Source organism: Hydrogenophaga sp. PAMC20947 (genome assembly GCF_004795855.1).
Lineage (GTDB): Bacteria > Pseudomonadota > Gammaproteobacteria > Burkholderiales > Burkholderiaceae_C > Hydrogenophaga.
On the sequence record NZ_CP039252.1, the window covers coordinates 1,666,888 to 1,693,765 of the forward strand.

General features: G+C 61.6%; 23 protein-coding genes, 2 tRNA genes and 2 pseudogenes. 6 read left to right on the forward strand and 21 right to left on the reverse strand.

All coding sequences use genetic code 11. The features are described from left to right. Positions 1-2: 2 nt before the first annotated feature. The 9 genes and pseudogenes from E5678_RS22805 to E5678_RS07475 form a co-directional block, all read right to left on the reverse strand. Positions 3-527, reverse strand: coding sequence for a UGSC family (seleno)protein (locus tag E5678_RS22805; RefSeq protein ID WP_281728103.1), 525 nt, complete (start codon positions 525-527; stop codon positions 3-5). After that, entirely contained in the window at positions 524-1,960 is a 1,437-nt protein-coding gene (locus E5678_RS07440; protein ID WP_136177928.1) for a thioredoxin family protein, read from the reverse strand. The genes E5678_RS22805 and E5678_RS07440 overlap by 4 nt, the downstream gene beginning before the upstream one ends. Positions 1,961-1,995: 35 nt before the next feature. Continuing rightward, on the reverse strand, positions 1,996-2,274 hold the full coding sequence (locus E5678_RS07445) for a hypothetical protein (protein ID WP_136177929.1): 279 nt from the start codon (positions 2,272-2,274) through the stop codon (positions 1,996-1,998). 461 nt (positions 2,275-2,735) lie between these two features. Next, positions 2,736-2,811, reverse strand: a tRNA-His gene (locus E5678_RS07450). A 59-nt stretch (positions 2,812-2,870) separates the two neighbouring features. After that, positions 2,871-4,772 (reverse strand): SurA N-terminal domain-containing protein, encoded by a 1,902-nt coding sequence (locus tag E5678_RS07455; protein WP_136177930.1) that lies wholly within the window; start codon positions 4,770-4,772, stop codon positions 2,871-2,873. A 93-nt stretch (positions 4,773-4,865) separates the two neighbouring features. After that, positions 4,866-4,941 (reverse strand) — tRNA-Val (locus tag E5678_RS07460). A gap of 19 nt (positions 4,942-4,960) precedes the next feature. Continuing rightward, a complete protein-coding gene (locus E5678_RS07465) occupies positions 4,961-5,233 on the reverse strand; it encodes an HU family DNA-binding protein (protein ID WP_136177931.1) in 273 nt (90 codons plus the stop codon). Between the two features lie 316 nt (positions 5,234-5,549). After that, positions 5,550-6,655, reverse strand: a pseudogene (locus tag E5678_RS07470) (isocitrate/isopropylmalate family dehydrogenase). Further along, positions 6,652-7,551 (reverse strand): alpha/beta hydrolase, encoded by a 900-nt coding sequence (locus tag E5678_RS07475; RefSeq protein WP_136177932.1) that lies wholly within the window; start codon positions 7,549-7,551, stop codon positions 6,652-6,654. The pseudogene E5678_RS07470 and the gene E5678_RS07475 overlap by 4 nt, the downstream one beginning before the upstream one ends. A gap of 64 nt (positions 7,552-7,615) precedes the next feature. Between E5678_RS07475 and E5678_RS07480 the strand changes: the two genes are divergently transcribed. Next, positions 7,616-8,587 carry a LysR family transcriptional regulator gene (locus E5678_RS07480; protein WP_136177933.1) on the forward strand — a complete coding sequence of 324 codons (972 nt, stop codon included), beginning with the start codon at positions 7,616-7,618 and terminating at the stop codon, positions 8,585-8,587. Here the strand turns inward: E5678_RS07480 and E5678_RS07485 are convergent. The 4 genes from E5678_RS07485 to uvrC all read right to left on the reverse strand — a co-directional run bounded on the left by E5678_RS07485 (position 8,538) and on the right by uvrC (position 12,751). Then, positions 8,538-9,443, reverse strand: coding sequence for a DMT family transporter (locus E5678_RS07485; RefSeq protein WP_136177934.1), 906 nt, complete (start codon positions 9,441-9,443; stop codon positions 8,538-8,540). The two genes, E5678_RS07480 and E5678_RS07485, sit on opposite strands and share 50 nt — an antisense overlap. A gap of 9 nt (positions 9,444-9,452) precedes the next feature. After that, entirely contained in the window at positions 9,453-10,022 is a 570-nt protein-coding gene (gene pgsA, locus E5678_RS07490) for a CDP-diacylglycerol--glycerol-3-phosphate 3-phosphatidyltransferase (RefSeq protein WP_136177935.1), read from the reverse strand. An 89-nt stretch (positions 10,023-10,111) separates the two neighbouring features. Next, positions 10,112-10,618, reverse strand: coding sequence for a DUF3592 domain-containing protein (locus tag E5678_RS07495; RefSeq protein WP_136177936.1), 507 nt, complete (start codon positions 10,616-10,618; stop codon positions 10,112-10,114). Between the two features lie 51 nt (positions 10,619-10,669). Then, positions 10,670-12,751, reverse strand: coding sequence for an excinuclease ABC subunit UvrC (gene uvrC, locus E5678_RS07500; RefSeq protein WP_136177937.1), 2,082 nt, complete (start codon positions 12,749-12,751; stop codon positions 10,670-10,672). 77 nt (positions 12,752-12,828) lie between these two features. Between uvrC and earP the strand changes: the two genes are divergently transcribed. From earP to E5678_RS07520, 4 genes are all read left to right on the forward strand, one after another. Continuing rightward, entirely contained in the window at positions 12,829-13,947 is a 1,119-nt protein-coding gene (gene earP / locus E5678_RS07505; protein ID WP_136177938.1) for an elongation factor P maturation arginine rhamnosyltransferase EarP, read from the forward strand. Between the two features lie 149 nt (positions 13,948-14,096). Next, positions 14,097-14,651 (forward strand): elongation factor P, encoded by a 555-nt coding sequence (gene efp / locus E5678_RS07510; protein ID WP_136177939.1) that lies wholly within the window; start codon positions 14,097-14,099, stop codon positions 14,649-14,651. A gap of 173 nt (positions 14,652-14,824) precedes the next feature. After that, positions 14,825-15,703, forward strand: coding sequence for an AEC family transporter (locus E5678_RS07515; RefSeq protein ID WP_210732007.1), 879 nt, complete (start codon positions 14,825-14,827; stop codon positions 15,701-15,703). A gap of 20 nt (positions 15,704-15,723) precedes the next feature. Then, entirely contained in the window at positions 15,724-16,608 is an 885-nt protein-coding gene (locus E5678_RS07520; RefSeq protein ID WP_136177940.1) for a TIGR00730 family Rossman fold protein, read from the forward strand. Positions 16,609-17,048: 440 nt separating this feature from the next. Here the strand turns inward: E5678_RS07520 and E5678_RS07525 are convergent, their stop codons facing one another. From E5678_RS07525 to E5678_RS07535, 3 genes are read right to left on the reverse strand one after another with little or no spacing between them, the layout of a single operon-like run. Continuing rightward, positions 17,049-18,458 (reverse strand): efflux transporter outer membrane subunit, encoded by a 1,410-nt coding sequence (locus E5678_RS07525; protein WP_136177941.1) that lies wholly within the window; start codon positions 18,456-18,458, stop codon positions 17,049-17,051. Beyond that, on the reverse strand, positions 18,451-21,606 hold the full coding sequence (locus E5678_RS07530; protein WP_136177942.1) for an efflux RND transporter permease subunit: 3,156 nt from the start codon (positions 21,604-21,606) through the stop codon (positions 18,451-18,453). The genes E5678_RS07525 and E5678_RS07530 overlap by 8 nt, the downstream gene beginning before the upstream one ends. Positions 21,607-21,618: 12 nt before the next feature. Further along, positions 21,619-22,830: an efflux RND transporter periplasmic adaptor subunit gene (locus E5678_RS07535; RefSeq protein WP_136177943.1), complete on the reverse strand. Its 1,212-nt coding sequence runs from the start codon at positions 22,828-22,830 to the stop codon at positions 21,619-21,621. Between the two features lie 208 nt (positions 22,831-23,038). On the opposite strand from E5678_RS07535, the gene E5678_RS07540 reads away from it, so the two are divergent. Continuing rightward, a complete protein-coding gene (locus E5678_RS07540) occupies positions 23,039-23,782 on the forward strand; it encodes a TetR family transcriptional regulator (protein ID WP_136177944.1) in 744 nt (247 codons plus the stop codon). Here E5678_RS07540 and mnhG read toward each other — a convergent pair. The 5 genes and pseudogenes from mnhG to E5678_RS07565 all read right to left on the reverse strand — a co-directional run. Beyond that, positions 23,745-23,996 (reverse strand): annotated as a pseudogene (gene mnhG, locus E5678_RS22610) (monovalent cation/H(+) antiporter subunit G); the annotation flags it as partial. The gene E5678_RS07540 and the pseudogene mnhG overlap by 38 nt on opposite strands. Before the next feature lie 21 nt (positions 23,997-24,017). After that, entirely contained in the window at positions 24,018-24,296 is a 279-nt protein-coding gene (locus tag E5678_RS07550) for a K+/H+ antiporter subunit F (RefSeq protein WP_136177946.1), read from the reverse strand. Further along, on the reverse strand, positions 24,293-24,826 hold the full coding sequence (locus tag E5678_RS07555; protein ID WP_136177947.1) for a Na+/H+ antiporter subunit E: 534 nt from the start codon (positions 24,824-24,826) through the stop codon (positions 24,293-24,295). The genes E5678_RS07550 and E5678_RS07555 overlap by 4 nt, the downstream gene beginning before the upstream one ends. Then, entirely contained in the window at positions 24,823-26,490 is a 1,668-nt protein-coding gene (locus tag E5678_RS07560; RefSeq protein ID WP_136177948.1) for a monovalent cation/H+ antiporter subunit D, read from the reverse strand. Before E5678_RS07560 ends, E5678_RS07555 begins: the two co-directional genes overlap by 4 nt. Further along, complete coding sequence (locus tag E5678_RS07565) at positions 26,490-26,870, reverse strand: Na+/H+ antiporter subunit C (RefSeq protein WP_210732048.1); 381 nt, start codon at positions 26,868-26,870, stop codon at positions 26,490-26,492. The genes E5678_RS07560 and E5678_RS07565 overlap by 1 nt, the downstream gene beginning before the upstream one ends. Positions 26,871-26,878: the final 8 nt, after the last annotated feature.

The window sequence follows — 26,878 nt, forward strand, 5'->3', positions numbered from 1 at the left end:
GATCAGGCGGCTGTGATCGCCCGGATGATCTGCTCCAGGGCCTCGTCGGCGAGCGCACGCAACTCATCATCGGTGCGATCCTGAATCGGATGGCGCACGAACACCAGGGCTGGATCGATTCCCAACACCTTGGACTGTATGGCTGCCGCCTGCACGAATTCGGTGGACGCAATGCCTACTCCTGGAATGCCCCGACCTTCGAGATCTGCAATGTCATGCATACAGCACGACGTACAGGACCCTCAGTCAGCCAAACCTTCAATCACCACTTTGCATTCAGCGGCTATTTGCTGTTTCAGTGCGACCGGCGCCACACGTGTGAAGGTGGGCTTGCGGTAGCGTTTCACACCCACACCACGTGCAGAAAGCTGCTCGGCAATGCGGTCCAGAAAAATATTTCCGCGAGCCTTCGAAATATCAAGAATGCCAACGATCAGCCCCTCAAGGGTGGCCGGTCGCGGTTGCAGCGCGCGCACCGCTGGCGCGCGCTCGGCTGTCGGATCGAGAAGAATGTTGGATGCATTCATGTTGTGATCTCCTTGGAAACAGGGGTTGATCCGGTTGCACCTGATGCGGCCCAACCGGCAATAACGGCAGAAAACAGTCCTGCTGTCCCACCGGCACGGACAATGAGGAGTCCACCGGGACGAAATTTTGGTACAAGTGTGCCAGCCAGGCTGCTCGGCAAACCCTCGGAGATGCCGCCCGCACCGACAACCATCTCGTCGCCGGGCAGCAAGAGCAAGCGTTCAAGTTCTTCCAGCAGGCGGGCCTTTGACCAGCCCGCCTCAATGAAAACACGGCTGTGTTCGGGGGACACCACCAGCAATGCGTCGCCCGCCATTGCCAGCTTGGGATGATCAACCGCCCGCAGGCACAGCGCAAAGCTTCGAGCCAGAGAATCGGGCGTACGAGATTTTTGATCGACGATGCCTTGCACACCTTCAGCGGCGAACAGCGTGACGGTTGACGCGCCAGGTGCAAATCCCCGTTCGACCGACAAGGATGTCCAGTCGCTGTCTTCTGCCTCGGCAAAGCAAAAGCTGTACTTGCCCGGCGTCCCCAGCGCAGCCCTGTCCAGCTCGCCAGGGCGGCCACCACCCACGTTGCGAATGACCAGTTGCAGGGCACGTCCTATGGAGGCATTGGCCCGGTTTCCCTGGCCAAGCGCATTGACGCCAGAATTCATGCCAACCGCCTTGGCCACAGGTCCATTGACAATGACCAGCGGCCCACAAAACATGGTGGTACACAACACACCATGCATGCCGAACTCATCCATCAGCGCGGCCTCGACGGCTGCCAGCACGACAGGCATGTATTCTGGCTTGCAGCCTGCCATCACGGCGTTGATGGCCACCTTCTCGACGGTGCACGGCGCAAGGTCTGGCGGCATCATGCCCAGCATTTCGTCTGGCGCGCGCGTGGTTCCGGCCAACATGCGCAGAACGCGCGCCTGGGTCGGTGGCACCACCGGCAAGCCATCGGTCCAGCCTCGATCAAAGCAGGCCTCCATCAGGTCTTCGCCGTCCCCGAGTTCAACTTGACGGGAAGAAAATTTCACGCCCCCGAAACGAATGGCGAGTTCCTCAGCGATTCCGGGGTCCAAGGTTTTGGAGCCACAGCCTGGACGAACAGCCGGCAGCTCACACCCGAGGTCTGGGACGCCAGAAATCCGCTGCCAGTCTTCGCGATGCCAACCATAGGCACGCTCGACTTCCTGCCCATCCTTCACCCGAATCAATGTAGGCACGAACTCGGTGTTGAGCCGGTAGGAACTTTCCAGCGTGTCATCAAAAAAAACGTTCGCAACACCGTCGGCATAGGCAGGATCGTCCTGAACATAAACCGTGAGCGGCGCATCGCTTTTTGCCAACTGGCGAACGAGCGGCTCGACCAGCATGCAGGTCGGGCAATCGCGTTTCACGATGATGATCAAACCATTGTGTAGAGGATGCATGGATGCCGTTCGCAATGCGTTGCCTTTGTGAATATTCAGACCGAATCAACGGCACCAAAACGATGTGGGCCTTGCGTTCGATCGCCTACCCGGCATCCACCGGTTTTCCAAAAGGCTTCGCGAATCGATCTCGCTAAGCACAGTGACTGCTCAGAGTCGTCGGTCGGAAAAATCTGTGCACCGGCAAAAAGCCTCAATCGGCTGATCCAAAAACGATCTGCTTCGCGCGCCTCTCCAGAAACAACGCAAAACTGCATCAGCAGTCGATGGCATTGTGCTTTCCCGGGCAGAAGCCGACTGTCGCGAAAGTTCAAGGAGTACCCGCTCCTGGTCGACTCTGACCCAGCGGCCGCCACCAGCTCAAGCCGACCCATGTCTGCTTGCAGCAGTTCCCGATGGAAACCCAGTACCTGGCAGCAACGGTGGCTCCGTACATTCCTGCGACCGCCAGTCTATGGCAGGGAGTAGCCGCATGGCCCATGCACCTTCTGCACCCGCATGTTGTCGATGCAGCTCAACTCCCATCAACCCAGACACCCATCGAGTAATCTTGAACCCGGGCTTCCACTTTTGATGGGTACGTCTACAGGGGGCAGGTCACTGCCGTGACCAACACTGCCTAGCAGGCCATGACGTCAATCCGCAAGCTAACACGAGTCCCCCCCGACCATGGGTCATACAGCTTGATCCGATCAATTGCCTACAGATAGCCCACAAGCATCAGAAAAAGAAAAAGCCCGCTACCTTATCGGTAACGGGCTTTACTTGAATATGTTGGGGTGGCTGATGGGGCTCGAACCCACGACAACAGGAATCACAATCCTGGACTCTACCAACTGAGCTACAGCCACCGCAAGCTCTAAATTATAGCCTGAAGTTGGGCTTCTTTCGCAAGAAGCCCCTCAAAATGTCAGCGGCGGGGCTCGGGCACCAGGATCTTGACCTTGTAGCGCTCGCGCAGCACTTCATAGTAAGCCTGCCCTTCTGCAGCGACCAGCCACTGCGTGTATTGCTGGACTTCCTGGCCTTGGGGTTTGCCGGCGCCGCTGGCGCGTGGGAGGGTCTTTTCGATCTTCACGACCGCATAACCTTGCCCGTCGAGTTTCACACCCACCCAGGCTGGCAGCGTTTTCGTGTCGGCGCTCATCACAGCGCGCAGCACGGTTGCAGACAGGCCTTGTGGTTTGTCGCGCGCCACGGTGATGGTCGCGGCCATGGCCGAGGCATCTGCGCCGCCCTTGAACGCCTCCAGTTGCTTGAAGCCGGCTTCGTTCGCCAGCTCAGCGGAGCGGCGAGCGGTCAGCAGCGCGTTGACTGAATCACGCACTTCGGCCAGAGGACGGGTGCGGGCAGGCTGGTACTTCACGATACGGGCCGAAGCCAGCTGGCCAGGCGCAATTTCAATGGCTTCGGTGTTGCGCTTGTTTTGCACCGCATCGACGCCAAAAATGGCGGTGAGCATGCGTGCGTTGTTCAACGGGCCAGCTTGGGGGCCGGCCTGACGGGTCACACCCTGGAGCGTCTTGATTTCGAGCTTGAGGCGGTCTGCGGCGGGCTGCAGGCTGTCGGACTGCTCGTAGATCAGGTTGCCAAAGGACTCCGAGGCTTCGAGGAACAGCTTCTGGGCTTCCTGCTGCTTGAGGTCGGCTTCAATTTCAGGCCGCATTTCTTCAAATGTCCTGGTCTTCGGCGCCTTGATGTCGGTGAGCTGGATGATGTGGAAGCCAAAGTCGGTTTCCACCACATCGGATATCGCGCCCTTTTCCAACGAAAAGACCGTGTCTTCAAAGGGCTTGACCATGGCACCCCGGCCAAAGAAGTCCAGATCGCCGCCCTTGGCTGCAGAGCCGGGGTCTTGCGACTCGGCTGTGGCCACTGCCGCAAACGTCTCGGGTGCCTTGCGAACCTGCGCCAGCAAGGCCTGCGCTTTCTGGCGCACTTTTTCCTTTTCAGCTTCAGGCGCGCTTGCTGCGGCCGTCAACAGGATATGGCTGGCACGGCGCTCTTCGGGTCCCGACAAACGCGAGGCGTTCTGGTCGTAATAGGACTTCACGTTCGCAGCGTCCAGCGTCACGTTCTTTTGCAGAGCAGCCGCGTCGAGCACCACGTATTGCACATCGGCTTGCTCGGGCGCCTGGAACTGGGCGCTGTTGTCTTTGTAAAACGCCTCTATTTCGGCTTCGGTCGGCTTGACCTGGGCCGTAAAATCGGTGGCGGCAAAACGCTGCACACGGACTTCGCGTTGCTGGAAGTAGGCGTCGAGCGCCAGGTTGGCCTGAGCGGGCAATGTGAACCCGGTGCCGACCACGCCCGCAACCACTTGGCGCTTGGACAGATCGTCGCGCAGGCGCGCTTCATACATGGCGGGCGTCATGCCCTGACGGCCCACCAACTGCGTATAGGCCTCAACGTCCAGCGTGCCGTCGGCGCGCCGCAGCGCAGCGATGTTGGGATCTTCCTGCAGGGCACGGGCGAGATGCTGGTCGCTGGTGAGCAGGTGGAGCTTGGTCGCTGCCACGCTCAACACGCGATCACGCACCAGGCGGTCGAGTGTGGCAAAGCGCACTTCGTCGCTGTCCAGAAACTTCGAATCCAGCGTGGGATTGGCCTGCATCAGCTGCTGGGCCTCGGTGCGATGGGCCTGATCCCATTCGTCGCGGGTGATCTTCTGGCCATCGACAGAGGCCACTTTCTCACTGCCCTGGTTGCTGTCGCCCAGCCCCTGTACGCCAAACAGCACAAAGCCGGGAATGATCAAGATCAGCAAAAAGCCCATCAGGTACTTTTTGTTATCGCGAATGGTATCGAACATGCAATGAAGCCCTGCAACATGAACCAGGCACCCCCAAAAGAGGCGACTGGCGCGAACAAGAAAAAAGGCGAACCCGGGTTCGCCTTTTAATCGTGGTGGGTGCTGACGGGGTCGAACCGCCGACCTACGCCGTGTAAAGGCGCCGCTCTGCCAACTGAGCTAAGCACCCCACCGAAAAACTCAGGTGCTCAGTTCAGAGCATCTTTCAATGCCTTGCCTGGACGGAACTTCGGCACCTTGGCGGCCTTGATTTTAATCTCTTCGCCAGTGCGGGGGTTGCGACCCTTGCGCGCTGGGCGCTTGGTCACGGCGAACGACCCAAAACCCACCAACGAAACCGTACCGCCTTTTTTCAGCGTGGTGCGGATGGCGACGATGGTGGAGTCCAGTGCACGCGTTGCTGCTGCCTTGGAAATGTCGGCATTCTTGGCAATGTGCTCAACGAGTTCGGTCTTATTCACAGATAGCCCCTCTTAAAATGATTTGAAAAATTCGTGTGTGCCAGCAAACGCCACCATGGTGCGCGCCGCGTCCAGATCTGAACGGCTGGGTCGCTCGAAATCGCAATGGCTCTGACACGCAGGCCAGACAAAGCTGGGTGATTAGACCCATGGGGCGAGCCCCCTGTCAATACGCATTCTTCAGAAGATGCGGCGCAGACAGCGCGAAACCAAATATTCTAGACGCAACAAGCCACAGCTCAGGTGCAGAGTGTGAAATTTGCACAGAGAAATTCCCCACACAACCACACCCCACACCCATCAACCCGAATCGAACTCAAGACGCCAGCGCCGCAGCGATGGCTTTCCCGACATCGGCGGTGCCCGCCGAGCCATTGAGATCAGGCGTGCGTGGCGCTCCGCTTCCGGGTTGCAACACGGCTTCAATCGCGGACATCACAGCGTCGTGCGCCTGGCGGTAGCCCAGGTGATCGAGCATCATGGCGCCGCACCAGATCTGGCCTATCGGATTGGCAATGCCGCGCCCTGCGATGTCGGGTGCCGACCCGTGCACCGGCTCAAACAACGAGGGGTGGACGCGATCGGGGTTGAGGTTGGCGCTGGGGGCGATGCCGATGGTGCCGGTACAGGCCGGGCCCAGATCGCTCAGGATGTCCCCGAACAAATTGCTGCCCACGACCACATCAAAAAATCGGGCCGTTGCACAAAATGGGCGGTGAGGATGTCAATGTGGAATTTGTCGACAGTGATGTCGGGGTACTGCTTGGCCATCTCGGCCACACGCTCGTCCCAGTAAGGCATGGTGATAGCGATGCCGTTGGACTTGGTCGCGCTGGTCAGGTGCTTTTTGGGGCGGGAGCGCGCCACCTCAAAGGCGTGGCGCAACACGCGATCGACGCCGATCCGCGACATCACCGTTTCCTGCACCACGATTTCCCGGTCGGTGCCCGCGAACATGCGCCCCCCAATGCTTGAATATTCACCTTCGGTGTTTTCGCGCACGATCACCATGTCGATCTCACCGGGTTGTCGGGGCGAACCATCGCGCCGCACCACCGGGGCGGTCACACCGGGCATGAGTTTCGCTGGGCGGATGTTCACATACTGGTCGAACTCACGGCGGAACAGCAGCAACGAGCCCCACAACGAAATGTGATCCGGGACGCTGTCGGGCCAACCCACAGCGCCAAAGTAAATCGCATCGTGCCCGCCGATCTGCTCCTTCCAGTTGTCGGGCAGCATCTTGCCGTGCTGCTCAAAGTAGCGGCAGCTGGAGAAGTCGAAGTGATCAAAGGCCAGCGGAATGTTGAAGCGGGTGGCCGCGGCTTCCATCACACGCAGACCTTCGGGCATCACTTCCTGGCCAATGCCGTCGCCCGCGATCACGGCGATGCGATGGGTTTTGGAAGGGTTTTTGTTCATGACTGACTCCTGTCGGGATGTTCGAGAAAAAAGGCAAGGACTTCCTGGATCAAGGCATCGGGCGCTTCTTCGGCCAGGTAGTGCCCGCAGGGCAAAGTCGCACCCGAGACATGCGTGGCGCATTCGCGCCACAACTCGAGCACATTAAAACAACGCGCCACGGTGCCGTGCTCACCCCAAAGCACACGCAGGGGCTGCACCAGCTTTCGGCCGGCGGCCAAATCGGCGCGATCGTGCTCAAGATCGAGACTGGCACTGGCCCGGTAGTCTTCACAAATCGACTCAGCGGTGCCGGGCAGTGCCAGACACCGCTCGTATTCCGCGAGCGCGGCAGGGTGAAACACGCCCAGGCCCGCAAACCGGTTGCCCATGACGCTGTGCAGGTAACGCGCTGGGTCGGCCGCGATGAGTGCTTCGGGCAGCGGCGATGGCTGGATCAGGAAAAACCAGTGCCAATAAGCCCGCGCAAAGGCTTCGGTGGTCTGCTGGTACATCGCCAGGGTGGGAGCAATATCGAGCAGCATCAGGCGTGCGACTGCTTGAGGGTGATCCACCGCAAGCCGGTGTGCCACGCGCGCGCCACGGTCGTGTGCGAGCACTGAAAACCGGTGAAACCCATGCGCCTGCATCACCGCGATGGCGTCCAGCGCCATGGTTCTTTTGCTGTGCGCTTGGTGGTCGGTGGTGGCCGCAGGCCGTGCCGAATCGCCATAACCCCGCACATCCATGAGCACCACGGTGAAACGCGCCATCAGGGTCGGCAGTACACGGTGCCACATGGTCATGCTCTGCGGGTGCCCATGCAACAGCAACAAAGCGGGGCCATGACCACCCGAACGCGAGTGCAGGCGCACGCCTGCTCTCTCAACGGCTTTGACAGTCAGATAATCCAGCATGTCCTCAGCGTATCGCCATTTTGAGCAAGAATAGGAAAACGAATTATTGCCCTGAAGGAATCAATTGGACCGATCCGACCTTGAACTCGTGTTGGCGGTGCGCCGCCATGGCAGCCTGGCGCAGGCCGCTCAAACGCTGTGTGTCGCACCGCCGGTGGTCAGCAAGCGCCTGGCCTCGCTGGAAGCCCGCTTGGGGCTGCGCCTGTTTCAACGAACCACCCGGCGGGTCAGCCCAACGGCCGAGGGCGAAACCTTGTGCGATCGGGCGGTGGGGCTGCTTCAGGCCTTCGAATCGGTGGAATCGGAGCTGCGCGAGCACCACCGGGAACCCACAGGGCCCATTCGTCTGGCGGCCACCTTCGGCTTCGGCCGCCGCTGGCTGGGCCCGGTACTGGCCGCGTTTCAGGCGCACCACCCAAAAGTCACGGTACAGCTGCAGCTCACAGAGCAACTGCCCGACTTGGCGGTTGAGGGGTTTGATGCGGCCGTCTGGCTCTGGGCACTGCCCGGCGAGCGCAGCGCCGAATGGATGGCCCGGCGCCTGGCGCCCAACCAACGTGTGCTTGTGGCCAGTCCTGCCTATCTGGCCCGGCGTGGCGTTCCCGGACAAGCGGGTGCACTGGCCACCCACGATTGCCTGGTGGTGCGCGAAAACGGGACGGGACCTGGGGAGCGCTACGACCATTGGCGCCTGTGGAACGCCGACGATCAACAAACCCACCATGTACCTGTACAGGGGCCGTTGTCGAGCAATTCGGGCGAGATGGTGCGGGACTGGTGCCTGAGCGGCCAAGGCATCATGCTGCGCAGCCTGTGGGACGTCGCACCCCAGCTGGCCAGCGGAGCGCTCATTCAGGTGCTCCCGGCGTATTCCATGCCCGATGCAGACATCCACTGGCTGGCGCCCTACCGGGCCCAGGTGCCCCGCCGAATCCGGTTGCTGACAGACTTTGTGGCCCAGGCATTTAGCGAGGAGCCATGGAGGATCAGACCGCTCGGGGTGGACGCACCACCAGGCTCACGCCCAGTGCTGTGAGCGCGATACCAGCGATGGTGATCGGGCCAATGGGCTCGTCAAACAGCGTCCATGCGATCAGCGCTGTGCAGGGTGGCACCAGGTACATCAGGGTGGCCACCGATGCCGCCGCACCGCGTTGGATCAACAGGTACAGCAAAGAGCTGCCGCCCAGTGTGAGCCCCAGCACCGACCAGGCCATGGCGCCCATCAGCTCGCCATTCCAGCGCATGCTTTCGGTCTCGGCGAGGGCCAATGGCAATGTCACCAACAGCGCGGCCAGCAGTTGCACGGTGTTTGCACTGCGCACGTCACAAGGCTTTACAAAGCGCTTTTGGTACAGGGTACCGGCGGTGATGGACAGCAAGGCCATCACGGCAAACCCCAGGTTCACCCAGTTGGCCTGATCGCCCGGGCCGCCAGCGCCAAACTTGCGGGACACCACCAGCACCAGGCCAGCAAAGCCCAGCAGCAAGCCCACCCACTGGCGCCGGGAGACGTGCCCGTCGGACCCGCCCATGGCGCTCAGCCAGATGGCGGTGAGCACGGGCTGTATGCCCACGATCAAAGCCGACAAGCCTGAGCCCATGCCGGCTTTTACAGCCGCCCACACACCGCCCAGGTAGCCCGCGTGCATCAACACGCCAGTGACCGAAAGATGGAGCCACTGCCTGCGGTCTTTGGGCCACGAAACGCGGGTCACCCAGATCCAGGGCAGGAAACACAAAATGGACAGGGCATACCGCACCGCCAGAAATTTCATCGGCGGGGCATGTGGCATGCCAAAGCGGGCCACGATGAACCCGGTGCTCCAGATCAGCACAAACACCCAGGGCATGGCGCGCAGCCATGCGTTGTCTTGACTCGAGGACGACATGCTGGCGCCTCAGCGTGACCGGGCGCGAATCTCGGGCAAGGCTTTCTGCAGGTAATACACCATCGACCAGATGGTCAGCACAGCCGAGGCCCAGATCAGCCAGGTGCCCCAGATACGCGTGTCGACCACGCCGAGGGCGACCCCGTCAAACAGCAAAAAGGGTATCGCGACCATCTGCACAGTGGTTTTGAGCTTGCCCACCATGTGCACCGCCACACTCTTGGTGGCTCCGATGATGGCCATCCATTCGCGCAGCGACGAAATGGCAATTTCACGCCCGATGATGATCAGCGCGACAAACACATCGGCGCGACCCAGATGCACCAGTATCAGCACGCTGGCGCACACCAGAATCTTGTCGGCCACCGGATCCAGAAAGGCACCAAAGGCCGAGGTCTGGTTGAGGCGGCGCGCCAGGTAGCCGTCGGCCCAATCGGTGAGCGCAAACACAACGAACATCACCGTGGCGATCAGGTTTTGTTCGGCGGTACTGAAACCGTCGAGATAAAACACCCCGACGATCAACGGGATGGCCACGATGCGCGCCCAGGTCAGCAGTGTCGGGAGGTTAAAAAACATGTGGAGATTATGGGCGCAGCAGGCACAGGGCGTTCAAAACGTTGTCACCTTGACCCAGCCCCTGCTCCGCCGACGCACGAACAACGCACTCAACCACCATGAAACCGGCTCCAGTAGAACAGCGCCGGGCCCAGGATGATGACCCAGGTGATCAGCAATCCGACCCTACCGGGCTGGATCAAAAAGCTCTTGTGGGGTCGCTTCGGGTTGTAAAACACGGACACCGTGCCATCAGGATGGCGCTGAACACCTTTCAGCTGGGCTTCGAGTAAAAAGCGCCCGTTGTGGCTGGCCACCATCACCCATGTTGATACCCGATGCCCCTCGTAGACGCGCCCGTCCACCCGGTAACGGTAGGCTGATTTCAGGCTGTACTGCTGGTCGGACCTCACCCATTCCGGGCCCCCCCACCGCTCCACCCCCGCTTGGGCGAGCACCCCGGGTGCGGCAGGCCAACGGCGGATGCGCAGCTGAAAAGCCAGGGAATAAATGCCCACCACCCCGCAATACACCGCGACCCAAAACAGGATCGCTTGCACATCCCCTTGCCACGCCTGCTGCCACATGGATTGAACGTAACCCCAAACCGCCTGCATGTCGCCCTCTCCTTTGAACTCAACTCGGCTGCACCCCCCAAAAGGGTTCACTCAGCGCAATGCACGGTAAATCGTATCCGCCAGATCGCTGGAGATCCCCTCCACCGTGCAAAGGTCTTCCACGCTGGCGCTGGCCACCCCGCGCACGCCGCCAAACCGCTGCAACAGGCGAGCGCGCTTCTTCGGCCCCACCCCCGGAATGTCTTCCAGCTTGCTGGACCCCGTGCGCACCTTGGCGCGCTGGGCCCGCATGCCGGTGATGGCAAAGCGGTGGGCTTCGTCACGAATCTGGGCCACCAGCATGAGCGCGGCCGAATCGTGCCCCAGGTACACCTTTTCTCGGCCATCGGCAAAGACCAGCTCTTCCAGGCCCACTTTCCTGCCCTCGCCTTTTTCTACACCGACGATGAGCGACAGGTCCAGACCCAACTGCTGGAACACTTCACGGGCCATGCTGACCTGGCCCTTGCCGCCATCGACCAAGACCAGGTCGGGCATGCGGGGGCCTTTTGGCAAGCCGCTGGCGGGATCGGTCGCGGTCTCAGTCGCGGACTCCTCTGCGGACGCTGGCGCTGCGGCCAATGCGGGGCCCTCCGCCGCAACTTTCGACGCGTCTTCTGTTGCGGCTATTTCCAGTTCTGCGCGCTGGGCCTCGGCCACCTTGCTGTAGCGCCGCGACAGCACCTGGCGCATGGCTGCGTAATCGTCGCCTGGTGTGATGCCCTCGATCTTGTACCGCCGGTACTGGCTGTTTTGCATCTTGTGGTCTTCAAACACGACGCAAGAGGCCTGGGTAGATTCGCCGGCCGTGTGCGAGATATCGAAGCACTCGACCCGCAACGTGTCAAGCTGATCGTCGGGCAATTGCAGGGCATCGGCCAGCGCGCGTGTCCGCGCCTGCTGCGAGCCTTCTTCAGCCAACAGCCGGGCCAGCGCGATTTCGGCATTCTTTTGCGCCATCTCCAGCCAGATGCGGCGGTGCTCGCGGGGCTGGTGCACCGCATTCACCTTCTGCCCCGTTTGTTCGCTCAAGGCATCGAGCAACGAGGTGCCGACCTTGTGGCTGGTCACAAGAATGAAAGGCATCGCCACACCAAGGTAATGCTGGGCAATAAAAGCTTCGAGCACCTGCACGGCCACCTGGTCCACCGGATCGCCCTCACCGACCTCATGGACCTCTCCCGCCTCTCGCAGGGCGCGGTCGATTTGTGTGGCGTCGTCCACATGGGCGGGGAAATAGGGGCGGTCGCCCAGATGCCGCCCTCCCCTCACCATGGCCAGGTTCACACAGGCGCGCCCGCCATGCACCTTGACCGCCAGCACATCCACGTCTTTGTCCGACACGTTGTCCATGGCCTGCTGGTGCAGGACACGGGACAAGGCCGACATCTGGTTGCGGATCTCGGCCGCCTGCTCAAACTCCAGCTGCTCAGCGTGCGCCATCATGCGGGCCTCCAGCGTGTCCAGCACGGCCTGGGTCTCACCGCGCAGAAAGGCTTCGGCGTCCCGCACGTCGCGGCCGTAAGCCTCGCTGTCGACGAGGTCCACACAGGGGCCGCTGCAACGTTTGATCTGGTAGAGCAGACAAGGCCGGGTGCGGTTGGCGAACACGGTGTCTTCGCAGGTGCGAAGCCGGAACACCTTTTGCAGCAGGGTCACCGATTCTTTGACAGCCCAGGCGCTGGGGAAGGGCCCGTAATAACTGTGGCGCTTGTCGACCACGCCGCGGTAGTAGGCCATGCGGGGAAAGGCGATCGAGGGTGGCGGCTTGGGGCCTGCCGTGCGGTAGGTTTCCCGGGTGCCCGTGATCTTGAGGTAGGGGTAGCTCTTGTCGTCCCGGAACAGGATGTTGAACTTGGGGTTCAGCGTCTTGATCAGGTTGTTTTCGAGCAGCAGGGCCTCGGCCTCTGACCGCACCACGGTGGTTTCCATGCGCACGATGCGGCTGACCATGTGGCCAATGCGTGTGCCATCCAGTGTTTTCTGGAAATAGCTGCTGACCCGCTTTTTGAGGTTGCGCGCCTTGCCCACATACAGCAATTGCCCCTGGGCATCGAAATAGCGGTAGACCCCGGGCAAGCCCGGCAAGGCCGCGACCTCGTTCAACAGTTGTTCGGAATGCTCTGACGCCATGGGTCCGTATTGTGAACGGTGAATGACCGAGGCCTCCCGCGCCAGCCGGCGGCCACAAATACGGCAAGATCGGGGCCATGCCTCTGACCGCGACGCCCGCCCCACCCGCCGACCGCCCTTTGTGGGACGTGTTCTGTCGCGTCATTGACAACCTGGGGGATATCGGGGTCTGCTGGCGCTTTTGCAAGGCGCTGGCATCGCAGGGGCAATCGGTGCGCCTGTGGATCGATGTGCCTGAAGCCCTCGCCTGGATGGCGCCCGGCGCGCTGGAAGGCCGAGTGCCCCATGTGCAGGTGCACCACTGGACCGAACCACTGCCCTCGGGGGCGACCGAAGTCGCGCAGCCCGCCGATGTGTGGGTCGAGGCCTTTGGCTGTGACCCTGCGCCCGAGTGGGTGGCCTGGCTGACGCAACGGCTGGTGGATGGACACGCGCCGCCCGTGTGGGTCAACCTGGAGTACATGAGTGCAGAATCGTATGTGGAGCGCTTCCACCGCCTGCCTTCGCCCATCATGAGTGGCCCGCTCAACGGGCAAAGCAAATGGTTTTTTTACCCAGGATTCACGCCTGCCACCGGCGGCCTCCTTCGCGAGGCCGGGCTGATGGCCGCTCGCGCGGCATTCGACGCACCCGCCTGGCTGACGCAACAGGGCTTGCCCTGCGATTCGGGCACACGCCGGGTGAGCCTGTTTTGCTACGAACCGCCCGTGCTGGAAGCCGTGTTGCACGAAGCCGCTCTCGATCCCACGCCCAGCCAGTGGTTCATTGCCCATGGGCGGGCGCAGGCCGCGGTGGCGCAGGTGGTACCTGACGCACCCGTGCACCGGCTGCCCCCCCTGCCCCAGACCGACTTTGACCGGTTGCTGTGGGCCTGTGATTTCAACTGTGTTCGTGGAGAAGATTCACTGGTGCGCGCCCTCTGGGCCGGCCAGCCTTTTGTGTGGCACCTCTACCCGCAGCACGACAACGCCCACCACGCCAAGCTGGAAGCCTTTCTCGACTGGTTGCAGGCACCGGCTTCCTGGCGTCAGTTTCACCGCCATTGGAATGGGATCGAAACCCCGTCAGGACCCGTCTGGCCGGGCTGGGCTGTGATCGATGAATGGCGCGGCTGCGCGCTCTCGGCCAGGGAGCGGCTGCTGGCCCAACCCGACCTGGTCACCCAACTCCTCGAATTCGTTGCAAAAAAGCGATAAAATTCAAGGCTTTGCGGAAAACTGCTCGAGGCGAAACGCCCCTGCCTTGCCCGCCAACCATCTGTCTCGCCGCACAGATGCTTGCTATCAGTACCGTTCCCAGACCTCGCCGTCTTGCCGGAACTTGCGGCTCAAACCCTGGAACGCTTATGAAAATCGCTCAAGAACTCCGCGCCGGCAATGTGATCATGCACGGCAAGGATCCTATGATCGTCCTGAAAACCGAATACGCCCGTGGTGGCCGTGGCGCTGCCACCGTGCGCCTCAAACTCAAAGCCCTGCTGAACAACATGGCCACCGAAGTGGTTTGCCGGGCCGACGACAAGATGGACCAGATCATTCTGGACAAGAAAGAGTGCACCTACTCTTACTTCGCTGACCCCATGTATGTCTGCATGGACACCGAATTCAACCAGTACGAAGTAGAAGCCGAAAACATGGGCGATGCCCTGAACTACCTCGAAGACGGCATGACCGTTGAAGTGGTGTTCTACGACGGCAAGGCCATCTCCGTGGAACTGCCCACCAGCGTCGAGCGCGTGATCACCTGGACCGAGCCTGCTGTCAAAGGCGACACCTCCGGAAAAGTGCTCAAGCCTGCCAAAATCGCCACCGGTTTTGAAGTGGCCGTGCCCCTGTTTGTGGCACAAGAAGACAAGATCGAGATCGACACCCGCACCGGCGAATACCGCAAGCGCGTCTAAGGATCTTGGTGCCCCCCCCGCGCTCCACTGCCGCGCGGGTCGCCGGACCCCCAGGGGGCTGTTTTGCCTTGAGGCGGCCTGATGGCGAAACGGCGCAGACAAAGGTGGCGCGATAGCGCAGAGAAAGGCTCCATCCGGAGCCTTTTTGCATTTTTCCTTAAGCTCGAAATTCCATGGACCTGATCGCCCGAATAGCCGACGTCATCATCCCGGTGTTTTTCATCGTAGCCATCGGCTATGGCTACGCGCTGCGCAAACGCCCGGACATGTCGTCCTTCAACCGCATCGCCCTCGATGTGCTGGCCCCATTCCTGGTGTATTCCGCATTGGCGGCCAAAGACTTTCAGATCGCTGAACACTGGAGCTTGCTGATCGGCGGCGCGGTGCTCATTCTGGGCAGTGGCTTGCTGGCCTTGCCGCTGGCCAAGCTCACTGGCGCACAGCCGCGCACCCTGGTCCCGGTGGTGATGTTCAACAACTGCGGCAACATGGGCCTGCCCCTGGCGCTGCTGGCCTTTGGTTCTGAGCATTTCGGTGCAGCTGTGGCCCTGTTTTCGGTCAGCAACCTGCTGCATTTTTCACTGGGCGCGCGCATCACCAGCCAAAGCGCCCGCTCGCGCGACCTGTTGCTCAGCCCCCTCATGGTCGCGACCCTGCTGGGCTTCGCCAGTGCCTTCACAGAGGTACGGCCGCCTGAGGTGTTGATGTCCGGGATGAAGTTGCTCGGCGACGCCCTGCTGCCCATGATGCTGTTTGCCCTGGGCACCCGGTTGACAGCCCTCACGCGATCGGGTTTCGCTCTCGGCATGCTGGGCGCCCTCGCCCGCCCCATCATCGGGCTGGCGATCGGTATCCCGCTGGCCTGGGCGCTGGACCTGGAGGGTGCGGCGCGCGGTCAGCTGTTGCTGTTTGCCGCACTGCCGCCCGCCGTGATCCAGTTCATGCTCGCCGAGCGTTACCACCAGGAACCCGACAAAGTGGGTGCGATGATCATGCTGGGCAATGCGCTGGCCATACTGTTTGTGCCACTCGCGCTTGCTTTAGGTCTTTAGAAAACAAGAGGGAATAATTTATGGAATCCACAGAACACCTGACACAAACCTTCACCGAACGGCGCCTGACCGACGCCTGGGCCGAGCTACAGGCCCATGCCAACAGCGGCAACTCGCTCAAGGCCGATGCCTACCGCCTGGCCTTTGCCGACCCCGAATTTTTGCTGCGGCGCGAGACACGCGGCATCCGTTTTGAACTCGAAATGCTCAAACCCGACCTGGCACAGCAGGATCTGGGTATCGACAACACCGTGGTCGTGTTTGGCAGCGCGCGTGTGCGCGAGGCCGCCATTGCCCAAGAGCAATTGGCGGTGGCAGAGGCCAGTGGCGACGCCAAAGCCATCGCCCGCGCTCAAGCGCTGCTGCGCAACTCGGCCTACTACGGCCAGGCCAGGCAGTTTGCACGCATTGTGGCGCGGCACAGCGCGCGCTGTACCAAGGAAGACCAGCTCTACATCTGCACAGGTGGCGGTCCCGGGATCATGGAAGCCGCCAACCGGGGCGCGCACGACGAAGGTGCGCCCAACGTCGGCCTGAACATCGCATTGCCGCACGAGCAGTCGGGCAACCCTTACATTACGCCCGAGCTGTGTTTCAAGTTTCACTACTTTGCACTGCGCAAAATGCACTTCATGATGCGCGCCAAAGCCCTGGTGGCATTCCCGGGCGGCTTCGGCACACTCGACGAACTCTTTGAGGTCATCACCTTGGTGCAGTGCGGCAAAGCCAAACCCGTGCCCATCGTGCTCTTTGGCAGCGACTACTGGAAGCGTCTGCTGAACCTGGACGTGCTGGTGGAAGAAGGCACGATTTCGCCAGATGACCTCAAGCTTTTCACGTATGTGGACGACCCTCAGGATGCCTGGAACTACATCCTGAATTTCTACAACCTGCCCAAGGTCTAGCTTACCCAAGCCGAATTGATTCGGCACCGGACCGCCCCGAGCAAGGTCAGCCCCCCAGGGGGGCAGCGACCCGCACAGCGGCGGAGCGTGGGGGCCGAACGACCACAGCGAAGGGCCGCCCCGAGCAAGGTCAGCCCCCTAGGGGGGCAGCAACCCGCACAGCGGCGGAGCGTGGGGGCCGAACGACCACAGCGAAGGGCCGCCCCGAGCAAGGTCAGCCCCCTAGGGGGGCAGCGACCCGCACAGCGGCGGAGCGTGGGGGCCGAACGACCGCAGCGAAGGGCCGCCCCGAGCAAGGTCAGCCCCCTAGGGGGGCAGCGACCCGCACAGCGGCGGAGCGTGGGGGCCGAACGACCGCAGCGAAGGGCCGCCCCGAGCAAGGTCAGCCCACCAGGGGGGCAGCGACCCGCACAGCGGCGGAGCGTGGGGGCTCAATCCCCTTATGGCTTCCAGCCGCCTCCCAGCGCTTTGTACAGCGCCACCTGGTTCTGCCGCTGAACCAGTCGGGTCTGACTCAATGCCTGCTGGGTCGTGAACAGCGATCGTTGTGCGTCCAGCACATCCAGGAAGCTGGCGATGCCGTTGCGGTACCTCAGCTCGGCCAGCCGGAAGCGCTCTGATTCCGCATCGGCCTGGGCTTTCAGAGCCTCCCCTTGTCTGACCAAGGTCGCGCGCCCAGCCAACGCATCGGACACTTCGCGAAATGCGGTTTGGATCGCTTTTTCGTATTGCGCCACCGCGATATCGCGCTGGGCTTTCGCCACTTGCAAACCAGCGCGATTGCGACCCGCATCGAAGATGGGCAACAGCGCCTGCGGCGCCAGCGAAAAGCCCCACGACCCGCTTTTGAACAAGCCCGAAAGCTCATCGCTCGCAGTGCCCAAGCTGGCGGTCAACGAGATGCGCGGGAAAAAGGCCGCGCGCGCGGCGCCGATGTTGGCGTTGGCGGCGATCAGCTGGTGTTCCGCAGCCCGAATGTCGGCCCGCTGAATCAGCACCTCTGAGGACAAGCCCACAGGCACAGCACTGAACTGCTGTAGCGATGCGCCAGACGTTGGCAGCACCGAGGACGGTATCGGCTGCCCTGCCAGCAAGGTCAACGCATTCAGGTCCAGCGATCGCTGGCGTTGTAGCTGTGCCAACGTCCCTTGTGCCGAAGCCAGCAACGACTCGGCTTGGCGCAAGTCCAGCGCCGAAGACACCCCACTGTCAAACCGCAGTTGGGTCAGGTGCAAGGAATCCTGACGGGTCTTGAGCGTTTGCACCGTCAAGGCCAGCAACTCATCGCTGGTTTGCAAACTGAGCCAACTGCTCGCCACAGCGGCCACCAAGCTGGTTTGCGCCGCATTGCGAGCCTCTTCGCTGGCCAGGTATTGTGCCAAGGCCGCCTCTTTCAGGCTGGCGACCCGCCCGAAGAAATCGATCTCCCAGCCACTCATGGTCAGGCCCGCGGTGTAAGCATTGGTGATGGTGTCATCACCCGAACTCTGACGGCTGCCTGTGACACCAGCGTTCACGGCGGGAAACAAGCCGGCGCGCTGGATCTGATACTGCGCGCGCACCTGCTCAATATTGAGCGTGGCCAGACGCAGATCGCGGTTGTTCTGAATCGCAAGGGCAATCAACTCCCGCAGGCGGGCATCCTGGACAAAATCGCGCCAGGCGATCTCGGTGGCGGGTGTCGCTGAATCAACGGCCACGCCACCCGTGTCCAGTGACGGAGCCACCGGCGCTGCTGGGCGCTCATACGTGGGAATGAAAGAGCAGCCCGACAACACGAGGACCATCGCAGCCGCGATGGGCGTCAGGCCAAAAGACCGGGCCAAAGGGGTAGATGAGATCTTAAGCATCGTTTTTCATTCCATGGTGGGCAGCTTGGGCTGCATCCAGACGGTGTTGGCGGTCGCTGCCTTTGAACAGCGTGCGCACCACCACAAAGAAGATCGGAACAAAAACCACGGCAAGAACCGTACCGACCAACATGCCTCCGATCACGCCCGTGCCGATGGCCCGTTGGCTTGCCGAACCCGCACCACTGGCCAAAGCCAGGGGCATCACGCCCAGCGTGAAGGCCATCGAGGTCATGATGATGGGGCGGAAGCGCATGTGGGCCGCGGCCAGAGCCGCTTCAATCACGCTTTTGCCTTCGGCCTGCAAATCCTTGGCAAATTCAATGATCAAAATCGCGTTCTTCGCAGAGAGCCCGATGATGGTGATCAGCCCGACCTGGAAATACACGTCATTCGAGTAATCGCGCAGCAACGTGGCCAGCAATACCCCCAGCACACCGAGCGGTACCACCAGAATCACAGCCAATGGAATGGTCCAGCTTTCATACAGCGCAGCAAGACACAAGAACACCGCGAGGATGGCAAACGCATACAAGATGATGGCTTGTGAGCCGGCCAGCTTTTCTTCTCGCGACTGACCTGTCCACTCAAAGCCAAAGCCCCGTGGCAACTGCCCTGCGAGTTTCTCCATCTCTGCGAGCGCCGCACCCGTGCTTTGTCCAGGTGCCGCGCTGCCGCTGATGCGCATGGCGGGGTAACCGTTGTAACGCACGGTCTGCATCGGACCCGTGATCCAGTGCGTCGATGCGAAGGCCGACAGCGGAACCGCCTTCCCCTGGCTGTTGTTCACCGTGATGCGCAACAAGTCATCGGGCTGCATGCGCGCAGACGCTTCGGCTTGCACCACCACACGTTGCAGGCGGCCGGCGTTGGGAAAATCGTTCACATAAGTCGAACCCAGCGAGGTCGCGATGGCGCTTGAGATGGCATCGAAGCTCACGCCTTGCGCGTTGGCTTTGTCGCGATCGATGTCGAGTTGCAATTGCGGCGCGTCTTCCAGTCCATCGGGTCGCACACCGGCCAACACCTTGCTTTTCGACGCCAGACCCAGCATCTGGTTGCGGGCGTTGATCATGGCTTCGCGGCCCAGACCGGCCCGGTCCTGGAGTCGGAAGCTGAAGCCAGACGACGAACCCAATTCAGGAATGGGCGGAGGGCTGAGCGGGAAAATAAATGCATCGCGAATGCCCGACAAGGCACCAAAGGCACGGCCGGCAATGCCCTCCGCCGAGCTGCCTGGACCCGTCCGCTCAGACCAGTCTTTGAGCGTAACGAACGCCAAAGCAGCGTTTTGACCCTGGCCGGAGAAGCTGAAACCCAGCACACCAACCATGCTTTGAACTTCAGGTTGCTTCAGCATGAAGCCTTCCACCTGCTTCATCACGTCTTCCGTGCGCTCACGGGTAGCACCGGGCGGCAACTGCACGTTCACCAGCATCGTGCCCTGGTCTTCGTTCGGCAAAAACGAGGTGGGCAAGCGTTGGTAGATCACCGCGACGGCGCCCACGATGGCAGCATAAATGATGAGCGTACGGCCAGCGCGTGGCAACAAAGCCGCCACACCGCTTTCGTAGCGCTTGGCCGTGCGAGAGAACCCCCGGTTGAACCAACCAAAGAAGCCCTTCTTCTCATGGTGGTGCCCTGCCTCCACTGGCTTGAGCAAGGTGGCGCACAAGGCTGGCGTGAGCGACAAAGCCATGAAAGCCGAGAAGGCGATTGACGTGGCCATCACCGCTGAAAACTGGCGGTAGATATTGCCCACCGAGCCGCTGAAGAACGCCAGCGGCACGAACACCGCAATCAGCACCACGGTCACGCCAATGATGGCGCCCGAGATCTGGCCCATGGCTTTACGCGTGGCCTCCAGCGGTGGCAATCCCTCTTCGCTCATGATGCGCTCGACGTTCTCGACCACGACGATGGCGTCGTCTACCACGATACCGATCACCAGCACCATGCCGAACATGGTCAGCACGTTGATCGAAAAGCCCATGGCCAAAAGCGCTGCAAAGGTGCCCAGCAGAGCCACCGGCACCACGATAGTGGGGATCACGGTGTAGCGCCAGTTCTGCAAGAACAGGAACATCACCAGGAACACGAGGAACATGGCTTCAGCCAGTGTCTTGGCCACTTCTTCGATGGAGATCTTCACAAAGCGCGAGCTGTCGTAAGGAATTGACCAGCTCATGCCTTCAGGGAAAAACTTTTCCAGCTCGGTCATGCGTGCGCGCACCGCATCGGCCGTGGCCAAGGCATTGCCACTGGGCGACTGCTGCACACCGATGCCCACGGCCTGAACACCGTTCAAGCGGGCCGATGTGGCGTAAGCCTGCGCACCCAGTTCGATACGGGCCACGTCTTTGAGGCGCACCGTGGCGCCGTCGGCGCTGGCGCGCAGCACCACGTTGCCAAAAGCTTCGACGGTGCCGAGTTGGCCGTTGACCACCACGGTAGCGGCGACACCTTGGCCTGCCACGTTGGGCAAGGCCCCGATTTCGCCTGCAGACACCTGAGCGTTCTGCGAGCGAATGGCGGCGACCACGTCGGCCGCACTGAGGTTGAATCCGAGCAATTTGCCTGGATCGATCCACACGCGCATCGCACGCTCGGTACCGAACAACTGCGCCTGGCCAACGCCAGGCAAGCGTTGAATTTCTGGCACGATGCTGCGCGACGCGTAGTCGCCCAGCGCCACCGGATTCCATGCCGGGTCCGTCGAGGACAGCATGGCAAACATCAGGAAGTTGCTGCGCGATTTGTCTACACGAACGCCCTGCTGCGTCACCGCAGAAGGCAGGCGCGGTGACGCACGTGCGAGGCGGTTTTGCACATCCACCTGCGCCAGACTGGCGTCGGTGCCGGGTTCAAAGCTCAGTGTGATGCTGCCGGTGCCGTTGGCCTGGGCCACTGCCTCCATGTAGATGAGCCCGGGTGAGCCGTTCATCTCTTGCTCGATCACCGACAACACACTGTCTTCCAGCGTCTTGGCAGAGGCACCAGGATAGGTGGCATTGATCGAAATTGATGGCGGCGCCACCGGGGGGTACTGCGAAATCGGCAGCTGGGTGATGGAAACAGCGCCCAACACCATCACAAACAAGGCGATCACCCACGCAAAAATGGGGCGTTCAATAAAAAACTTGGCCATCTGAATCGCCCCTTATTTGGCAGGAGCGGCTGACGCAGCGGCAGCTGGCGCACTGCCTGGTGGTGTCCAGGGAACGGCCTTGACGGGGGCATCACCGCGCAGTTTTTGGAAACCATCCACCATCACTTGCTCGCCAGCTTTCAAGCCATTGAGCACCACCCATTTGCCGTTTTGCTGACCGCCAACTTTGATGGACCGAGGGGCCACTTTGCCTTCGGCATCCACCACCATGACGGAGTCACCCTGGCCGGAGCGGGTCACCGCCTGTTGAGGCAGCGTGATGGCGTCGGTGGCCGTGGCCTGCTCCAGGCGAACCCGCACATACAGACCTGGTAACAGAGCACCTTCGGCGTTCGGCACCTCTGCCCGCAGCGTCACTTGCCCTGTCGTGGCATCCACCGTCAAATCGGAGAACAGCAGCTTGGCCGCCTGGGGATATTCCGTGCCGTCTTCCAGCACGATGCGAACGCTTGCGGCGTCTTTGCCGGCGCTCTTGAGCTGGCCGGAGGCCAGGGCGCGCTTGAGGCTCAAGGCTTCCGATGCCGACTGGGTGAAGTTCACATACATCGGGTTGATCTGCTGGATCACCGCCAATTGGGTAGCCTCGCCCTGTCCAACCAAGGCGCCTTCAGTCACCAGCGCACGTCCGATCGTGCCGGAGATCGGCGCGGTCACACGGGCGTAGTTCACATTGATGCTGGCGGTGCGTACCGCCGCTTTCCCCACGGCGACGTCCGCCTCGGCGACCTTTTGAGCTGCTTCGGCATTTGCGAACTCTTGCTGGCTGATGGCGTTTTCGGTGATCAGCGGTTTGTAGCGGTTGAGCAGAGCCGTGGCCGTTGACAAATTGGCCTGAGTGCGGGCCAGACTGGCTTCTGCACTTTGCAAAGCCGCCGTATAGGGCGCCGCATCGATGCGGAACAAGGCCTGCCCGGCCTTGACCTCACTGCCTTCGCGGAACAGACGTTCCTGCAAGATGCCAGCGGCGCGGGCACGCACCTGCGCCACGCGAGAAGCTTCCAGACGACCGGGCAACTCGGTGATCAGACCCACGTCGCCCGGAGTCACCGTCACCACACCCACTTCGGCGGGTGGTGGACCACCAGCTCCGCCAGGCGCAGCACCCGCAGGGGCTTCGGCTTTGCCACAGGCAACCAGTGTGACGGCGAGCGACAAAGCCCCCAGAAGGTGCCACGGTCGTGAAGGGGTCGAAAGCCGCGGCATTGTAGAGAAGAAAGAATCGGTTGGAGGTTGTGCGCTGGGCATGAACATCTTTCAGGGGAAGGCGAAACGGCCGCCCAGACAGAAGCCTGAGCATTGAAGGGGTCGAAGTATACATACGTTCGTGAATGTATGTATAGTTAGAGGGTTATTCCATTTTCGACCGAAAGCCAAAAGGCTGCCGGTCATCAACCTTTCACACAAACACGCCATGGTTCGCCGCACCAAAGCCGACGCCGAAGCCACCCGAAACAGCTTGCTCGACGCTGCCGAGCACCTGTTTCAGGCGCGCGGCGTTTCGCGCACATCACTCAACGACATCGCCCTCGCCGCCGGCACCACGCGCGGCGCGGTTTATTGGCATTTCCAGGACAAGGCCGATCTGTTCAACGCCATGATGGAACGCGCCTCCCTCCCTCTGGAGGAAGCCTTGGCTTGCGTGGGCGAGCGAGCCGAAGAGCTGCACGATCCACTGCTGGCCCTGAGGGCATTTATGCTGGAGGCCCTCAACAAAGTCGCCAGCGACCCCCAGGTTCGTCGCGTTTTTGAAGTGGCCACGTTGCAAGTGGAGTACAACGAAGAAATGCGGGCCGTGAGAGCCCGTCATTTGCAGGTGCGAAACGAGTGCGTCACAAGCACGGCACAGGCCCTGAAGGCTGCAAGCGAGAAGCGGGAACAACCGCTCCCCATGCCACTGGAAATTGCCGCTCAGGGTTGCCACGTGATGGTCGACGGCCTGATTCACAACTGGTTGCTGGACCCCAGCGCCTTTGACCTGGTGGCCTGCGGCACACACACACTGGACGCCTACCTGCGTGGTCTGGGATTCACTTTGCCCGACGCTCAGGCACCATGCCCTCAGGGGGCAAAGCGGTCGAAGGCAAGCGCAGGTGCAAAGCCGCCTGCGCCAGCAAATTCGCCGACACCGGCGCGGTCACAAAAACGAACAACGTGATCAACAGTTCGGCGATGCCTGGGCGTCCCTGACCAGCAGCCACCAGCATCGACGCGACCAACACCCCGCCCACACCCAGCGTTGACGCTTTGGTGGGTGCATGCAAGCGCATATAGAAGTCGGGGAGCCTCGCGAGTCCAATGGCCCCCACGAGCAAAAAGAACGATGCGATCACGATCACACCAGCGGCGATCCATTCGGTCAAAACAGTCATCTCAGATCTCCTTGTCCGGCCTCATTCGACCACGTCGCCACGGCTGAGGTAGCGCGCGAGCGCCACAGTCGAAGCAAAACCCAGCATCGCCACCAGCAAGGCGCCTTCAAACAACAATGCGGTGTTCCAGCGAATCCCCAACAACACAATCAAGGCGATAGCGTTCATGTACAGCGTGTCCAGCGCCAGCACCCGGTCGGTGATCGTGGGGCCGCGCAACAGCCGCAATGAACAAAGCAGCACCGCGATGGTGATGGCGGCAATGCCCAGATTCAGGGCCCATTCCAGTACAGGGCTCATGCGGCACTCCCGGTCTGTTGTTTAAAAATGGCCAGCAGAGGCTCCTCGTAGCGGCTCTTCATATCGGCCGCCATGGCGGCAACGTCGTCGCAGTTGAGCGCGTGCACCCAGATGACCCGCTCAGCCTCATCTATCACCGCAGACACGGTCCCGGGCGTGGTGGTGATGATGCTGGCAAACAAGGCATTCACCCGGTGGTGCCCGCTCGCCAATGGCACCGGAATCCAGCCGGGCGCCATGTTGCCCAGGGGCCCCAGCACCAGTCTGGCCACCACCACATTGGAAACAATGATGTCCCAGATCACAATGCCCACCAGCCGGGGAATGGCCGGCCAGTGAAGCCCGCTGGCATCGGCCAGAAAAGGCTTGAGCAAGCGCGGCACGATGATTCCGATCAACACCGCCGAGAGCAGGTGAACGGGCTCGATGCTGTGGGACAAGGCCAGCCAGCTCACGCCCAGCAACACCGACAGCACGGGATGCGCAAACCAGCCCGAAGCGGGTGCGGCGCGGGAGCGATCTGAGCTCATGGGGCATTCTCCTGATGGGCGGGTGCAGGCGCAGCGGCACCTGCACCTCGGGATCCGTCGTATGGTCGGGTGGTCCGGGCGTTGACGCCGCCCTGATCACCCAGGATGGCCTGGGCATACGCGGCCTTGTCGGCCAATTGCGCGGCTGTGGCATCGGTATAGCGTTTCACCGGCGAAGCCATCACCGCCAGCAACACCGTCAGCAGCATGAACGCCCAGGCCGAGGACAAGAGCTTCAAGCTTGAGCCCGATGCCGATCGCGCCGCATCGTCGTCGGGTTGAACATGCCAGAACACAATCACGCCCGCGCGCGCCAAACCCACCAACGACAAAAAGCCCACGCTCAAAACCACTGTCCACACCCAGGGTTGTGCAGCCAGACCTTCCGTGCTTTGCAACATCATCAGCTTGCCCAGAAAACCAGGCAACGGCGGCAGGCCGGCGGCCGATGCCGCACCGAAGATCATCATCAACCCCAACAACACCGGCTCACGCACAGCCACCGTGGGGCGCAGCTTGTCGAGTGCCTCGCCCCGCTGCGCGGCCATCAGCTCCACCAGCAAGAACAGGCCCGCGATGACAATGGTGCTGTGCAGTGTGTAATACAGCGCAGCTGACAAAGTTGCCTGCGTGAACAAACCGACGCCGGCCAGGATGGTGCCCACAGACGACACGGTGAGATAGCCCACGAGCCGCCCCATCGAGTGGGACGAAAGCGCCCCCAGCGCCCCCAGTACGCTGGTGGTCAGCGCCATGGGCAGCAGCCAGGCCTGGGCAGCCAGGCTGGCCTCCCCCGCCTCCAGTCCAAAGATGCCCCAATGGGTTCGGATGATGCTGTAAACGCCCACCTTGGTCATGATCGCAAAGAGGGCCGCTACCGGTGCACTGGCGCTGGCATAGGTACCGGGCAGCCAGAAATACAGTGGGACGACCGCAGCTTTCAAGCCAAAAACCACCAGCAGGATCAGGGCCGCAGCCCGCGCTACCACCGCCGAATCGCCACTGAGCTGGCCCACACGCAAAGCAAGGTCGGCCATATTCAAGGTGCCGGCCACGGCATAAATCATGGCCAGACCAATGAGGAACAAGCCCGACCCAGCAAGGTTCAGCACCACGTAATGGAATCCCATGCGCAGCCGCTCCCGGCCCAGACCATGGAGCAACAACACATAGGAAGCGATCAGCAAAACCTCAAAGAAAACAAACAGGTTGAACAGGTCGCCGGTCAGGAATGCGCCGCTCAGCCCCATGAGCTGGAAATGGAAGATGGCGTGAAAATGCCGACCCCGGTTGTCCCAACCACCGGTCGCATACCAGAGCGCGGGTGCCGCTACCAGATATGTCAGGCACACCATCAAGGCACTCAGCCGGTCCAGCACCAGCACAATGCCAAATGGCGCCTCCCATTCACCCATGCGGTACACCATCAGCTCGCCCGAGCTGGCCCGCCAGACCAGGCCAGCTGCCATCACCAGCCCCAGCACCACCGAAGCCATGCTCAACCGGCGGCGCCAGACCACACGGCCCCGGTTGTGCCCCCCGCCAACACCCGACATACCCCCAAAATCACCCAACAGCAGCAGAGCCATGGCGGTGAACGACGGCAGCAACACCGACAGCACGGGCGCGTGCTGCAGCCAGAAACCCAGGATCGCATCAACCATCAGTTGTGCTCCTTGGGTTGGGTCTCGGCGGTGGACGGTGAGTGACCGGGCGCGTGGCCAGGTTCATGGCCGTCTACATGGTCGCTCCCACTCTCATGGCGGTTGCGCAAGGCCAGTTCGATCACAAAGCCGGTGGTGGCAAAACCGATCACGATCGCGGTCAGCACCAGGGCCTGCGGCAAGGGATCGGCCACCGGCCCCTCCCCCACCAGAATGGGTTGGGCATTCGACCACAAGCGGCCCATCACAAAGATGAATACGTTCACTGCATAGCCAAACAACGAAAGGCCCAGCACCACCGGAAAGGTGCGCCCGCGCAACATCAGGTAGATACCACAGGCGGTGACACAACCGATCCCCGTGGCCAGCAAGAATTCCATGCTCATTG

Excerpts from the sequence above, each read along its gene's own strand:
- E5678_RS07485 (WP_136177934.1), bottom strand. The coding sequence starts at position 9,443 with ATGTCGTCCTCGAGTCAAGACAACGCATGGCTGCGCGCCATGCCCTGG.
- E5678_RS07475 (WP_136177932.1), bottom strand. The coding sequence starts at position 7,551 with ATGCTGGATTATCTGACTGTCAAAGCCGTTGAGAGAGCAGGCGTGCGC.
- E5678_RS07525 (WP_136177941.1), bottom strand. The coding sequence starts at position 18,458 with ATGCTTAAGATCTCATCTACCCCTTTGGCCCGGTCTTTTGGCCTGACG.
- E5678_RS07495 (WP_136177936.1), bottom strand. The coding sequence starts at position 10,618 with ATGCAGGCGGTTTGGGGTTACGTTCAATCCATGTGGCAGCAGGCGTGG.
- earP (WP_136177938.1), top strand. The coding sequence starts at position 12,829 with ATGCCTCTGACCGCGACGCCCGCCCCACCCGCCGACCGCCCTTTGTGG.
- E5678_RS07530 (WP_136177942.1), bottom strand. The coding sequence starts at position 21,606 with ATGGCCAAGTTTTTTATTGAACGCCCCATTTTTGCGTGGGTGATCGCC.
- efp (WP_136177939.1), top strand. The coding sequence starts at position 14,097 with ATGAAAATCGCTCAAGAACTCCGCGCCGGCAATGTGATCATGCACGGC.
- pgsA (WP_136177935.1), bottom strand. The coding sequence starts at position 10,022 with ATGTTTTTTAACCTCCCGACACTGCTGACCTGGGCGCGCATCGTGGCC.
- E5678_RS07455 (WP_136177930.1), bottom strand. The coding sequence starts at position 4,772 with ATGTTCGATACCATTCGCGATAACAAAAAGTACCTGATGGGCTTTTTG.
- uvrC (WP_136177937.1), bottom strand. The coding sequence starts at position 12,751 with ATGGCGTCAGAGCATTCCGAACAACTGTTGAACGAGGTCGCGGCCTTG.
- E5678_RS07540 (WP_136177944.1), top strand. The coding sequence starts at position 23,039 with ATGGTTCGCCGCACCAAAGCCGACGCCGAAGCCACCCGAAACAGCTTG.
- E5678_RS07515 (WP_210732007.1), top strand. The coding sequence starts at position 14,825 with ATGGACCTGATCGCCCGAATAGCCGACGTCATCATCCCGGTGTTTTTC.
- E5678_RS07565 (WP_210732048.1), bottom strand. The coding sequence starts at position 26,870 with ATGGAATTCTTGCTGGCCACGGGGATCGGTTGTGTCACCGCCTGTGGT.
- E5678_RS07560 (WP_136177948.1), bottom strand. The coding sequence starts at position 26,490 with ATGGTTGATGCGATCCTGGGTTTCTGGCTGCAGCACGCGCCCGTGCTG.
- E5678_RS07535 (WP_136177943.1), bottom strand. The coding sequence starts at position 22,830 with ATGCCGCGGCTTTCGACCCCTTCACGACCGTGGCACCTTCTGGGGGCT.
- E5678_RS07440 (WP_136177928.1), bottom strand. The coding sequence starts at position 1,960 with ATGCATCCTCTACACAATGGTTTGATCATCATCGTGAAACGCGATTGC.
- E5678_RS07555 (WP_136177947.1), bottom strand. The coding sequence starts at position 24,826 with ATGAGCTCAGATCGCTCCCGCGCCGCACCCGCTTCGGGCTGGTTTGCG.
- E5678_RS07550 (WP_136177946.1), bottom strand. The coding sequence starts at position 24,296 with ATGAGCCCTGTACTGGAATGGGCCCTGAATCTGGGCATTGCCGCCATC.
- E5678_RS07520 (WP_136177940.1), top strand. The coding sequence starts at position 15,724 with ATGGAATCCACAGAACACCTGACACAAACCTTCACCGAACGGCGCCTG.